Origin of the sequence: Sorangium sp. So ce119 (assembly GCF_051524405.1) — a bacterium.
GTDB classification, from domain to species: Bacteria; Myxococcota_A; Polyangia; order Polyangiales; family Polyangiaceae; genus Sorangium; species Sorangium cellulosum_G.
Genome location: NZ_CP150310.1, coordinates 4,476,780 through 4,490,000 on the forward strand (window position 1 = coordinate 4,476,780; position 13,221 = coordinate 4,490,000).

4 protein-coding genes and 3 rRNA genes (1 of these 7 cut by a window edge) are annotated in these 13,221 nt (G+C 74.4%); 2 read left to right on the forward strand and 5 right to left on the reverse strand.

Translation table 11 applies throughout. The features are described 5' to 3' along the window. Positions 1-323 precede the first annotated feature (323 nt). Complete coding sequence (locus tag WME76_RS16860) at positions 324-4,187, forward strand: protein kinase domain-containing protein (protein ID WP_437961112.1); 3,864 nt, start codon at positions 324-326, stop codon at positions 4,185-4,187. On the opposite strand, the gene WME76_RS16865 is transcribed toward WME76_RS16860, so the two are convergent. Further along, the gene (locus tag WME76_RS16865) at positions 4,184-5,512 is read right to left on the reverse strand and encodes a hypothetical protein (RefSeq protein WP_437961113.1); all 1,329 of its coding nucleotides are present in this window, start codon (positions 5,510-5,512) and stop codon (positions 4,184-4,186) included. The genes WME76_RS16860 and WME76_RS16865 overlap by 4 nt on opposite strands. A gap of 740 nt (positions 5,513-6,252) precedes the next feature. Between WME76_RS16865 and WME76_RS16870 the strand changes: the two genes are divergently transcribed. Further along, positions 6,253-6,549, forward strand: a complete 297-nt coding sequence (locus WME76_RS16870) for a KGG domain-containing protein (protein ID WP_437961114.1) — start codon at positions 6,253-6,255, stop codon at positions 6,547-6,549. Between the two features lie 160 nt (positions 6,550-6,709). On the opposite strand, the gene WME76_RS16875 is transcribed toward WME76_RS16870, so the two are convergent. The 4 genes from WME76_RS16875 to WME76_RS16890 all read right to left on the reverse strand — a co-directional run. Next, on the reverse strand, positions 6,710-11,692 hold the full coding sequence (locus WME76_RS16875) for a DEAD/DEAH box helicase (protein ID WP_437961115.1): 4,983 nt from the start codon (positions 11,690-11,692) through the stop codon (positions 6,710-6,712). A 787-nt stretch (positions 11,693-12,479) separates the two neighbouring features. Further along, a 5S ribosomal RNA gene (gene rrf / locus WME76_RS16880) occupies positions 12,480-12,596 on the reverse strand. Between the two features lie 205 nt (positions 12,597-12,801). Continuing rightward, positions 12,802-12,918 (reverse strand): 5S ribosomal RNA (gene rrf / locus WME76_RS16885). Positions 12,919-13,046: 128 nt separating this feature from the next. Then, positions 13,047-13,221 (reverse strand): 23S ribosomal RNA (locus tag WME76_RS16890) (it continues 2,833 nt past the right edge of the window).

Genomic DNA, 13,221 nt, shown 5'->3' on the forward strand with positions numbered 1-13,221 from the left:
CACCGGCCGAGCCGCAGACACGCGATCTCACAAGGCGCATTGAGAGCTCCTTCCGCTTGAAACGATGCTCTGTTCCCACGAGGAGACGTTCGGCCGGCCGGGAGGATATCTAACCTGATCCGACCGGCGCAGGACATCCAAATCGTCGCCAGTTCGTAAGAAAGCTGAGTCGATTCAAGCGCTCCGGCCCTCGGGCACGGTGAGACAAAATTCTCTCGGCCATTCAATTTTCCCGTGAGACGAGACACGCCACCTGCGCCGCGAGGCAGGCCGGCCGGCGATGGCGCTGGACGCGCCGCGAGCCGCTGTATGCTCGGGCGCCCATGCGCGCTGGTGAGATCGTCGGAGGCAGGTTCGAGATCGAGTGTCTCGCGGGCTCCGGCGGCATGGGGGATGTGTACCGCGCGCGCGATCGGCGGAGCGGCGAGACGGTCGCGGTGAAGATCCTGCGGGGCTCCGGCGAGCGGGGGTCGGACCGCTTCGCGCGCGAGGTCAGGACGCTGTCGGCGCTGCAGCACCCGGGGATCGTGCGGTACATCGCCGACGGGGTGACCGCCGCGCAGCAGATGTACCTCGCGATGGAGTGGCTCTCGGGCGAGACGCTCGCCCAGCGGCTGAGCCGGGCGGAGCTCACGCTCGCCGAGACCATGGCGCTCGGCGTGCGCGTCGCGGCCACGCTCGGCGCCGTCCACCGCGAGGGCGTCGTCCACCGCGACCTGAAGCCGAGCAACCTCTTCCTCCCGGGCGCCGCCGTGGAGGGCGTCACCCTGATCGATTTCGGGATCGCGCGCGCGGCCGGCGTCGACCAGCGGCTCACCGCGACGGGCGCCATGCTCGGCACCCCGGGCTACATGGCCCCCGAGCAGGCGCGCGGCGAGCCGGACATCGACGCGCGCGCGGACATCTTCTCGCTCGGCTGCGTGCTCTTCAAATGCCTCACCGGGCGCGCGGCGTTCCAGGGAAACGACCCGCTCTCGGTGGCGCTCAAGATCGTCCTCGAGGAGCCGCCGCGGCTCAGGGAGCTCCGCCCGGAGCTCCCGGCCGCGCTCGAGGCGCTGGTCGCGCAGATGCTCTCGAAGTCGCGCGACCGCCGCCCGGACGACGGCGACGCCGTCGCGTCCGAGCTCGCCGCGCTGGGCGAGCGCATGCTCGACTGGCCCACGACGTCGTCCGGCGCCCGGTCGCGCGAGATCACGAGCAGCGAGCGCAAGGTCGTGAGCCTGATCCTGGCGCGCGAGGCGACCGTCGAGGAGGCGCCGGCGCGCGCGGCGCAGGCGATGGACCACCGGACGCGGGCGCTGCGCGCGGTGGCGGAGCGCTACCGCGGGCAGCTCGAGATCCTCGCCGACCAGTCGCCCGTCATCGCGCTCTCCAGCGCGGAGGCGCCGACCGACCTCGCCGTGCGGGCGGCGCGCTGCGCGCTCTCCCTGCGCGCGGTGCTCGGAGGGGCGCCCGTGGCCCTCGTCTCCGGCCGCGCGGAGCTCGGGCCCCGCGCGCCCGTGGGCGAGCTGATCGACCGCGCGGTCGTCATGATCGCGGAGGACCGCGCGCCCGCGGGGGCGGGGCCGATCCGCGTCGACGAGGTGACCGCGGGGCTGCTCGGAGGCCGGTTCGACGTCGCGCCCGACGGCGCCTGGCAGCGCCTGCACGGGGAGCGGGACGATCACCTCGACGCCCCGCCGCTGCTGCTCGGCAGGCCGACGGCGTGCGTGGGCCGCGAGCGGGAGCTCGCGCTGCTCGAGACCGCGTTCCTCCAGTGCGTGGAGGAGTCGCTGTCCAGCGCGGCGGTCGTGATCGGGCCGGCCGGATCGGGCAAGTCGCGGCTGCGGTACGAGCTGCTCCAGCGGCTCCGCGCCCGCGGCGAGGGGGCGCAGATCTGGATCGGGCGCGGCGACCCGATGCGCGCCGGCTCCGCGCTCGGGCTGCTCGCGCAGGCGCTGCGCCGCGCGATCGGCCTGGTCGACGACGAGCCGCTCGAGGCGCGGCGGCAGAAGCTCAGGGCGCGCGTCGCGCAGCGCGGGGCCGAGGGCGGCGCGCGCGTGGCCGCCTTCCTCGGCGAGCTCGTCGGCGCGCGGTTCTCCGACGACGAGGACGTGCAGCTCCGCGCGGCGCGGCGCAACCCGGTGCTCATGAACGACCAGCTCCGCGCCGCCTGGGAGGATTTCCTCCGCGCGGAGTGCGCGCGCGCGCCCGTGATCCTGGTGCTCGAGGACCTGCAGTGGAGCGACCTGCCCACCGTGAGGCTCGTCGACGGGGCGCTGCGCAACCTGCGGGACCTGCCGTTCTTCGTGCTGGGGCTCGGCCGGCCGGAGATGCGCGAGACGCTGGGGGATCTCTGGATGACCCGCGGCGCGCTCGAGGTGCGCCTCGTGGGGCTGACGCGCCGGTCCAGCGAGCGGCTCGTGCGCCAGGCGCTCGGCCAGGGCGCGAGCGACGAGCTGGTGAAGGCGCTCGTGGACCGCGCGGACGGCAACCCGTTCTACCTGGAAGAGCAGCTCCGCGCCGTGGCCGGGGGCAAGGGCGCGGGCGTGCCCGAGACGGTGCTCGTGATGGTGCAGGCCCGCCTCGAGGCGCTCGACATCGAGGCGCGGCGCGCCCTGCGGGCGGCGAGCGTCTTCGGCGAGACGTTCTGGCGCGGGGGCGTGGCCGCGCTCCTCGGCGGCGCGGACGCCGCGCGGCCGCTGGAGGTGCTCGAGAAGCGCGAGCTCATCGTGCGCGGCCGGGGGGAGAGCCTCGCCGGCGAGGCCGAGTACACCTTCCGGCACGCGCTCATCCGGGAGGCGGCGTACGGGATGCTCACGGAGCGCGATCGCGAGCTCGGCCACTGGCTCGCGGGCGAGTGGCTGGAGCGCGCGGGCGAGGCCGACGCGGCGCTGCTCGCGGAGCACTTCGAGCGCGGCGGGGATCCGGGCTGGGCCGCGGTCTGGTACCAGCGCGCCGCGGAGCAGGCCCTCCTCGGCAACGATCTCGTCGCCACGCTCGACCTCGCCGAGCGCGGCGTCCGGTGCGGCGCGGCGGGGGAGCTGCTCGGGGCGCTGCGCCTCGTGCAGGCCGAGGCCCACGCCTGGCGCGGCGAGTTCGCGCGGGGCGAGCAGCGCGGCGTCGAGGCGGCGGACCACCTCCGCCGCGGGTCCGCGGGCTGGTTCCGCGCGGTCCAGCAGGCCGCGCTCGCGGCCGGCAAGCTCGGGAACTACGACCGCGTCGCGCGCTGGGCCGACGCGGCGAGCGGCGAGCCGCCCGCCGAGGGGGCCGCGAGCGCGCGGCTCGTGTGCCTCGTCGAGTGCGCCAACTTCGTCGCGTTCGGCGGCGACTACGCGGCGGCGAACGCGCTGCTCGAGGAGCTCGACGGGCCCGCGGACGATCGGAGCGCGCTCGACCCCGAGCTGCTCGGGCGGGTGTGCAACGCGCGCTCGGTGCAGCTCATGGCCAGCGGGCGTCTCGACGCCTGCCTCGAGACCACGCGGACGTCGCTCGAGGCGTTCGAGCGCGCCGGCGACCGGCGCAACGCGTGCGTCGCGCGGAGCAACCTCGGCTTCTTCCATGCGGAGCTCGGCGATTTCGAGCGCGCGGAGCGGGCGCTGCGCGCCGCCATGGACGAGGCGCAGCGCATGGGGCTGCACGATCCGGCGATGCTCGCCCTCGCCAACCTCGGCCACGTGCTCGCGCACCGCGGCGAGCTCGCGGAGGCCGAGCGGGCGCTCCGGCAGGCGATCGAGGAGGAGGAGCGGCAGGGCGACCCGCGCGCCGTCGGCACGTCGCGGACCTACCTCGCCGAGGCCCACGTCCTCGCCGGCGAGCTCGAGCGGGCCGAGCGCGAGGCGCGCGCCGCGGCGGCGTCGCTCGGCGCCGTGCCGCCCCTCCGGGCCGCGGCGCTCGCGGTGCTTGCCGAGGCGCTGCTCGGCCTGGGGCGCGCCGGGGAGGCGCTCGCCGCGGCGGGCGAGGCGATGTCGACGCTCGAGTCGCTGGGCGCCGTCGAGGAGGGCGAGTCGCTGGTCCGCCTCGCCCACGCCGAGTCGCTCGCCGCGAACGGCGATCTGGCCGGGGCGCGGGCGGCGATCTCCGCGGCGCGCGACCGGCTGCTCGCCCGGGCCGCCATGGTCGGTGGCCCGGCGTTGCGCGAGCTCTTCCTTGCCCGCCGCGAGAACGCGCGGACGCTCGCGCTCGCCGCGCGGTGGGGCGGTGCCTAGAGCTTCCCTCGGACGTAGGCCCGCTGGAGCGTCAGCGCGGCGCCGTCGCTCGAGACCTGGAACGACTCCGGGCGGCCGTCGGGCGCCAGGCTGCCCACGAGGCGCATGGTGCTCATGTTGACCGTGACGGAGCCCGAGGCGTCGCGGAGGTACTGGACGTCGACGGGCTTCGTCGGGTCGACGGAGGGCATGTACTCCTGCTGCTTGAGGTCGAAGGCGCCCTTCTTCTTGAGGAGCCGCGCGAGCTCCGAGGCGGTGGCGACCGGCGAGGCGAGCCACGCCTTGGCCGCGAGGGAGATCGTCCCCTGGACCTTCTTGCCCTCGACCTCTCCCGCGTAGTCGTACTGGAAGTTCTTCTTCTGCGACAGCTCGATCCGGTGGCTCACCGCCCCTTGCGAGGTCTCGACCCAGACGCCTCCCTTGATGCGCCCCTCGGGATCGATGAGCACGTTGGACGCCTCGTCCTCGATGTGCAGCGATCTGGGGCCTCGGGGAATGAAGGTGGCAGAGCGCGACAACCATCGTCGCTGCCCGTCCTCGTCCTTGAACAGATCGCTCGTCTCGAAGCCGACAGGGAGCTTGTCGAGGCGCAGGATCACCGTGTCCGTGTACTCGGGCTTCGCAGCGGCGCTCTTCGAGTCGAACGAGTCGAAGAGCCCCTTGGCGAGCCGCTCGAACGTGCGGACATACCCGACCTCGTCGTGCAGGCAGGCGACGGGGTGCGCCTTGTCGGCGTGCAGCGCGATCTTGAGCAGCCCGGCCGCCTTCCCGGCGCCGGTCTGGGTGAAGTAGAGCGCTTGAACGAACACCGCGGGGCTCTCGCGGTGCACGCTGATCTCCCAGGGCATGATGCGGGCGACATCCAGCTTCTCGGGGTCGAGGAGCTCGATGAAGTTCCTTATCACCTCGCCCGAGTCGAGCATCGTGTTGTAAACGAAGCACTCGACCTGGCTGGCCGTGCCGATGGGGATGGAGATCGCGACCAGCTTCTCCTTCTGCTCTATCTTCGGCTCCGCCGCCCCGAACGCGCGCGCCGACCAGTCCGCGGCGCGGACCTCACGGGCGGGCAGATCGTCGGCCTCACGGGCGAGCGCCTTTTCAAGGTCGAAAGGCTCCTTCGCCGCGGGCTCGGGGCCCGACGCCGGGCTCTCCGCGGGCGCCGCGCCCGGGGCCCCGCCGCAGCCGGCGACGAGCGCCAGCGCGAGGAGGCCCGCGCCGCGCGAGGCCCCCGGAGAACGCCCGCGCGCGCGGCGGGGCGAGGATGTCGTCTTCGGTGAGAAGGGCTGGCCCCCGTCGAGCCGAACCCCCGGAATCGGAACCGCCATCGTGGATCTCCCGCAAGTATCGTCACCCCAGCCCCAGGACGCGGCCCTCGCCGGCTCGAGGGAGGCAGACGTGATGATGCAGTGCAACGAGAGCGGAAGCGGCGCCGCGATGTCAAGACGCAACGCGCCAGCGCCGCCCTCCCCCGCCCTGCCGCACGATCCCGCCGAGGATCCCTGCGGTCCATTCGACCCGAAACCGCATCAACATAAATAGACCGTCACACAAGAAGCGAGAGGCGCCGAGCGGATCACGCAGAGGGCGATACAGCGAGACACCGGAGGTCGCCGGATGCTCGATCGCGAAACCCGGCGGCTGTTCAGGCGAATCCCGAGAAGCCCTCGTGGGGCCCTGTGTCGCGTGATGACGACAGATCGTCTCGCCGCTCGTCCGACGAGCGACGAGCATGCGCCGGCAATTGCAACAAGAAAATCAGATCGCACGACGTTCCATGGAGACCGCCACGGCTGAGCCCGCAACGAGTTGGGGCGCCCACGCACGGCCGCACGCACAGTGAGGCAGTTTGCCGCAGTGGGTCCTGGAGAGGACACCTGGCGCGGGCATGTGGTCATCAATTGTCCGGCCTCGACGCATCGTGGGAATCGTCCGAGCTCTCCCGTCTGGCACCCGCGTTGCAGCAGCGTCTGGCGTCGCCGGCACCGCCGGCGCGATGTGGCTAGGCGGCAGGTAGTCACGGTCGTCGAGTGACGTTCACGATGCACATCAATCCGAGGAGTGGAGCATGGGACAGATGAGCGAGAGCAAGCGTGGCTTCGCGGCGATGAACGCGGAGCAGCAGCGCCAGATCGCGAGCCAGGGCGGCAAGGCGGCGCATGAGAAGGGCACGGCGCACGAGTTCACGTCGGAAGAGGCGCGCGCGGCGGGCCGCAAGGGCGGCGAGGTCGTCAGCCAGAACCGGGAGCACATGGCGACGATCGGGCGCAAGGGCGCCGAGGCGCGGAGCCAGTCGTCGAACGGGGCCCGCAAGAACCGCGGCAACCATGACGTGAAGCCGAGCGAGCACAGCCACCAGGGCTGACCTCGTCGGCAGCGGGCCGCGCGAGATCCCTCCCGCGCCGCACGACGAGCAAGAGCCGCCGAGGAACCACGAAGGGTCGCCCCTTCCTGGCTGCTCGGCGGTCCTTTTTTGTTGGAGGCGTGATCCAGGCGCGGCTGCCGGAGCAGCGCGCCGGGAGAGATCACGCCGATCCCTCGTCGAGCCCCGCGCCGTCGTCGAACAGCGCGTCGTCGTCGTCCAGGTCGAGGTCGTCAGGAAGGCCGCCCTCGACCGCGCGCGCTCCGCCGTCGTCCGCGCCTGCGCCGGTCGCGCCGGGGGGCGACATCCGCCACCCGCCCGCCGTGGACTGGGCCGGCCAGGAGCGCAGGCCGGGCGGCGGCTTGAAGCCGTCGACCTCGTCCTCGGACCCGTCGACGCCCGCCGCGGCCGCGCGGCGAGCCCAGTCGGGCGCGTTCCCGGGCACCTGCCGCGGGCGCCACGGGCCCCGCTCGGCCGTGGGAGCGCGCTTGAGGTAGCCGTGCGCCCCGGAGGTGAAGCCCACGTCCGCGAGCGCGCGCGCCAGGGGCGAGCTGTGCGCCGGCTCGCCGTCGATCGTCGCCACGAGCACCGCGCGCCGACGCCCCTCGCTGACGAGCGCCGCGAGCGCCGACGCGATCGCCCGGATCGCGTCGCCGCGCTCGGGCTCGGCCTCGGGCAGGAAGGTGGTGAGGCTCCGCTCGGTGCGGCCCATCCACGCGAGCAGCCGGCCGTCGTGCAGGATCACGAGGGCGCCGGCGGCGCGCTGGGGACGCACCGGGCCGCGGACCGCGCCCTCGGGAGCGCCGTCGCCGCGCGCGGCGAGCTCGGGCCAGCGGACGGCGGCGCCCCACGGGTTCGCCGGGTCGGTGGCCGCGAGGACGAGCGTCCGCGGATCGTCGGACGGCTCGCGGCACGCGCGGAGGCGGTCGTCGGCCCCGGGCACCGCGAACTGCGCGGCGCCCAGCCCGGCGACGAAGTAGCCGCGCCGCGCCTGGCCGGCCTCCTCCATGGCGCGGAGCACGTCGTAGACGGCGGAGAAGCCGCCCGCGAGCCCCTCGACCGCCGCCGCCTCGCGCGTGAGCACGCCGTGGCGCTCGAGCAGGGCGCGCGCGAGCGCGGCGCGGCGCTCGGTCTCGCCGGGCGCGCCCGCGGGCGATCCGGTCGCGCCGGCGGCCGATCCGTTCGCGGGCGCGTTCGCGCTGGTCGCGCCCGCGGTCGATGCGGCCGCGCTCGCGGCGGCTCCGGGGGGCGCCAGCAGCGACCAGCGGCCCTCGCTGCCCGGCGGGCCGATCCGGCGCGCCCGCAAGGCGGAGAGGCCGCGGCCGGGCGCGGGGCGATCGCGGTCGCGCCGGCGGCCGCTCGAGCGGGACTCGCGGCCGAGGGCCCGCAGCGGGGCGAGCGTGTCGTTCGTGACCTCGCCGGCCCACACGAGATCCCAGAGCGCCCCGAGCAGGTCGAGGCCGAAGGCGCCCGTCTCCCGCGAGAGGTCGGAGAAGAAGAGCGCGCCGCGGCGCGCGAGCGCGGCGCGGATGCCCTCGGCCAGCGCGCCCTCGGCGCGGCCGGGCGGCGGGGCGAGGTACGGGTACGCCTCGGCGAGGTAGAGCGCGACGCGGCCGTCGCCGTCGCCGACCGGCTCGACGCCGCGCCAGATGACCTCGCCGGCCGCGCAGAGCGCGTCGAGATCGCCGGGGCGGTAGCCCTCGACGCGCGCGGGCAGGATCTCGGCCTCCAGGGCCGAGGCCGAGAGCGGCGCGCCCTGGAGCTGCTCGAGCGCCGCGACCAGGCCGTCGAGCCCCCGCCGGCGGCGGTGCAGGTTGTGCCAGTCGGCGAGGAAGCGGGCGTAGGCCTCCGGCGGGACCGGCTCGACCTCGGCCCGCAGGCGGGCCAGCGAGCGGCGCTTCAGCGAGCGCAGCACCTCGGCGTCGCAGAACTCCCGGCCGCGGCCGCCGGGGAGGAACTCGCCCTCGACGACGCGGCCACGCTCGGCGAGCCGCGCGAGCGCGGCCAGGACCGGCGCGGGGCCGAGGCCGAAGCGCCGCGCCACGTCCTCCGCGCGGAAGGGGCCGTGCGTGCGCGCGTAGCGGGCGACGAGCTCGGCGAGCGGGTCGGCGGCCGGCTCGAGGAACGCGATCGGCAAGCCCGGCGGCGGCACCACGCCGAAGGCGTCGCGCAGCCGGCCCGCGTCCTCGGCGGCGGCGAGGCGGCGCTCGCCGCCGAGCTGGATCTCGATGACGCGCCGGTCGCGCGCGAGCTCGTCGATCCAGGCGGCGGCGCGCTCGCGGGCCGCCTCGGGCGGGACGTCGGCGCCCGCCGCGCGCGCCGCGACCTCGTCGCGCGTGAGGTCGCCGAGCGAGAGCAGGAGATCGTGCACCTGGTCCTCGTGCTTGAGCGGCATGCGGCCGTCGAGGCGCTGGAGCGACGCCTCGAGGGCCACCACCGCGTCGGCGTCGAACAGCTCGCGCAGCTCGGCCTCGCCGAGCAGCTCGCGCAGGCGCGCGTGATCGATGGCGAGCACCTGCGCCCGGCGCTCGGCGAGCGGCAGGTCGCCCTCGTAGATGAAGTTGCCCGCGTAAGCGAAGAGCAGCGTGGCCGCGAACGGCGACGGCGCGCGCACGTCGACCGTGACGACGCGGACCTTGCGGGCCGCGATCTGCCGGAGCAGGTCCTCGAGCGCGGTGAGGTCGAAGACGTCGCGCAGGCACTCGCGGTAGGTCTCGAGCAGGATCGGAAAGGAGCCGTAGCGCGACGCGACAGCGAGCAGGTCGGCGGCGCGCTTGCGCTGGGCCCAGAGCGGCGAGCGCTTGCCGGGGAACTTGCGCGGCAGGAGCAGCGCCCGGCCGGCGCACTCGCGGAAGCGCGAGGCGAAGAGGGCGGTGTCGCCGAGGCCGCGGACGAGCAGCTCCTCCACCTCGTCGGCCTGCGGCAGGAGCTGCTTCGCGTCGGGGGGCGACTCGGACTCGGGCAGCCGCAGGACGATGCCGTCGTCGGTCCACACGGTGTCGACCGCGAGGCCGAGCTCGAGGCGGCACTTCTCGGCGATGCAGGTCGACAGCGGCGCGTGCACGCGGCCGCCGAACGGCGACAGGAGGCAGATGCGGTAGTCGCCGACCTCGTCGACGAACCGCTCCAGGACGATGGCGCGGTCGCTCGGGACCTCGCCCGTGGCCGCGGCCTGATCGCGCACGTACCGGACGAGGTTCCGCGCGGCGCGCGCGTCGAGCCCGTGCTCGTCGGCGAGCGCCCGCTCGGCCTCGTCGTCGGACAGCGAGGCGATCCGCCGCGCGAGGGCGCCGATGGAGGTGCCGAGCTCGGCGTTGCGCCCGGCCTGGTCGCCGCGCCAGAACGGCATCTTGCCCGGCTCGCCGGGCGCGGGGACGACGAGGACGCGGTCGTGGGTGATGTCGGTGATGCGCCACGACGAGGCGCCGAGGAGGAAGACCTCGCCCTCGCGGGCCTCGAAGACCATCTCCTCGTCGAGCTCGCCGACGCGCCGGCCGGGGCGCGCCGCGTCGCCGCCGGAATCAAGGAAGACGCCGTAGAGGCCGCGGTCGGGGATGGTGCCGGCGTTGACGACGGCGAGGCGCTTGGCGCCCTTGCGGGCGCGCACGGCGCCGCCCACGCGGTCCCAGACGATGCGGGGCCGGAGCTCGGCGAACTCGTCGGACGGGTAGCGGCCGGAGAGCATGTCGAGGACGCCCTCGAAGCTCGCGCGCGGCAGGTCGGCGAACGGCGCGGCCCTGCGCACGAGCGAGAAGAGCGCGTCGACGTGGAGGGTGTCCATCGAGGCGACGGCGACGATCTGCTGGGCGAGGACGTCGAGCGGGTTCCTCGGGTAGAGGGTCGCCTCGACCTTGCCTTCGCGCATGCGGGACGCGGCCGCGGCGCACGCGAGCAGGTCGCCGCGGTGCTTGGGGAAGACGACCCCGCGCGAGGTGCCGCCGACCTCGTGGCCGGCGCGGCCGACGCGCTGGAGCCCGGCGGCGACCGACGGGGGCGCCTCGAGCTGGATGACGAGGTCGACGGCGCCGAGGTCGAGGCCGAGCTCGAGCGACGAGGTGGCGACGATGCACGGCAGGAGGCCGGCCTTGAGCCGCTCCTCGATCTGCTGGCGCTGCTCGCGCGCGATCGAGCCGTGGTGCGCGAGCGCGATCTCGGCGCCCGCGGTGTCGTTGAGCGCGGCGGCCAGGCGCTCGGCGAGGCGCCGGCTGTTCACGAAGATCATCGTGGTGCGGTGGGCGCGCACGAGCTCGACGAGCCGCGGGTGGATGCTCGGCCAGATCGAGCGCTGCGCCGGGTCGGCCGGCCCTGGCGGCGGCCCCTCGCCTGCCCGCGCGACCTCGCCGAGCTTGGTCATGTCCTCGACGGGCACCTCGATGCGGAGCTCCAGCGCCTTCGGGGCGCTCGCGTCGACGATCGTCACCGGCCGGGGCGCGAAGCGCGCGCCCGCGCCGGCGCCCTCGATCTCGCCGCCGCCGAGCATGCGCGCGACCTCGTCGAGCGGCCGCTGGGTGGCGGACAGGCCGATGCGCTGCATGGGCCGGGTCGCTTGCCGGAGGGCCTCGAGGCGCTCGAGGGACAGGGCGAGGTGCGCGCCGCGCTTCGTCGCGACGAGCGCGTGGATCTCGTCGATGATGACGGTCTCGACGTTGCGCAGCCGATCGCGCGCGTTGGCGGTGAGCAGGAGGTAGAGCGACTCGGGGGTGGTGATGAGGATGTCCGGCGGCTTCCTGGCGAGCCGCGCGCGGTCCTCGGGCCTGGTGTCGCCGGAGCGCACGCCGACCTGGGGGACGCGGTAGGGCAGGCCGAGCCGCTCGGCTGCGGCGGCGATCCCGGCGAGCGGGGCGCGCAGGTTCCGTTCGACGTCGATGGCGAGCGCCTTGAGGGGCGAGACGTACAGGACGCGGCAGCGCTCGGCGGCGTCGGGCTCTGGCGAGGCCATGAGCCGGTCGATGGCCGCGAGGAAGGCCGCGAGCGTCTTGCCGGAGCCCGTCGGGGCGAGCAGCAGGGTGGAGGCGCCGTCGAGGATGGGCGGGAAGCCCTTGGCCTGAGCGGGGGTGGGCGCGGCGAACGCTCCGCGGAACCACGCCTGGGTGGCCGGGTGGAAGCGGGCGAGCGGATCGGTTTCGGGGGAGCGTTTCTTGGCCATCGGCGGCGCTCGCGCGGAGCCGGTCAGCGCGGCGCCTCGGCCGAGCGTCAGTCTCCACGAGGCCCTCCTGAGCGGGGGGCTGCGGGGGTATGCAAAAGCCATCCCTCACGGCGGGAGGCGGCGCAACCGCTCGTTCGCGAGTGGCCCCGCGCCGGCGGGGGGGTCCACGCGGCGGGGGCGGGCGGGCGCTGGCCATCCGCCGAGGCGGGCGGCGGGAGAGCTTGCGAGTGGCCGCGCCGGCGGGGGGGTCCACGCGGCGGGGGCGGGCGGGCGCTGGCCATCCGCCGAGGCGGGCGGCGAGAGAGCTTGCGCATGGAACACCGCCCGGCATGTCTCCCTTCGGGCCATGCCGGCTGGAACGTTTCGTTGCGCGCCACACAAGGCGCGCCTGAAACCTCGAGCGCGCTGAGACCTTATGGCACCTCGGTCGGTGCTCAGCGCGCCCGCCCGCCCCCGCCGCGTGGACCCCCCCGCCGGCGCTTACGGAGGTTGGGAGGGGGTTCAGGCGGACCTACCGCCTCGATGCAGGGTCCGAGGCGAGCTCGGCGGGGCCCCGCGCCGGCTGGCGAACACCCCCTCCGGGGGCCGGGCTGCTCGGAACGCCCCTTCCGCCTCGCTGATCTCGACGGCGTCCCCGTGCCGGCGCCCCGCTGCGCGGTCGCTGTCGAGACCGGCAGCCCGGCGAGCTGCAAACGCCCGGAGCAGGCCCGCGGGCGCGATCGAGCGGCGCGCGGAGAACAAAAAAAAACCTGCGCACAAGCGAGGCCTGTGCGCAGGTTCGAAGAAACCCCGGCGGCGTCCTACTCTCCCACCAGGTTGCCCTGGCAGTACCATCGGCTCCAAGAAGCTTAACTTCCGAGTTCGGTATGGGATCGGGTGTGACCTTCTCGATATCACCACCGGAAACTTGCGGGCGCGTCCAATCCGGTCGGACGTTGGGTGGGGCTCGCGAGGAGCGAGCCCCAGCCCTGGCCAGGTATGCTGGCCTGCCTGTCGCCCTGACTTCAGGCGCGACGTCATCGCTGCTTGCCCTGGGAGCAGCGACCAGCCGCACTTTGGCGGCGAGAGAACCCGTGCACGGCGCTTGCCTGTGCGGAGGCTCAAAAAAATCCCGGCGGCGTCCTACTCTCCCACCAGGTTGCCCTGGCAGTACCATCGGCTCCAAGAAGCTTAACTTCCGAGTTCGGTATGGGATCGGGTGTGACCTTCTCGATATCACCACCGGAAACTTGTGGGTGCGTCCAATCGGAACCCGCGGAGCCCGCTTCTCGCGGTGCTCTACGCTGGGCCAGCTGTGTCACGCTGCTCGTCACCCGAACTCCGGGCGCGACGCTTCGATGTTTGCCTTAGAAGTATGGTCAAGCCGCACGACCTATTAGTACCGGTTAGCTCCTCCGATTGCTCGGCTTCCACACCCGGCCTATCAACCTCGTGGTCTACGAGGGGTCTTTAGGGGCCTTGCGGCCCGGGACACCTGGTCTTGAGGCCGGCTTCCCGCTTAGATGCTTTCAGCGGTTATCCGTTCCGTA

What these genes read in the sequence shown, in the direction of transcription:
- WME76_RS16860 (WP_437961112.1), top strand. Translation starts at nt 324, where the DNA reads ATGCGCGCTGGTGAGATCGTCGGAGGCAGGTTCGAGATCGAGTGTCTC.
- WME76_RS16865 (WP_437961113.1), bottom strand. Translation starts at nt 5,512, where the DNA reads ATGGCGGTTCCGATTCCGGGGGTTCGGCTCGACGGGGGCCAGCCCTTC.
- WME76_RS16870 (WP_437961114.1), top strand. Translation starts at nt 6,253, where the DNA reads ATGGGACAGATGAGCGAGAGCAAGCGTGGCTTCGCGGCGATGAACGCG.
- WME76_RS16875 (WP_437961115.1), bottom strand. Translation starts at nt 11,692, where the DNA reads ATGGCCAAGAAACGCTCCCCCGAAACCGATCCGCTCGCCCGCTTCCAC.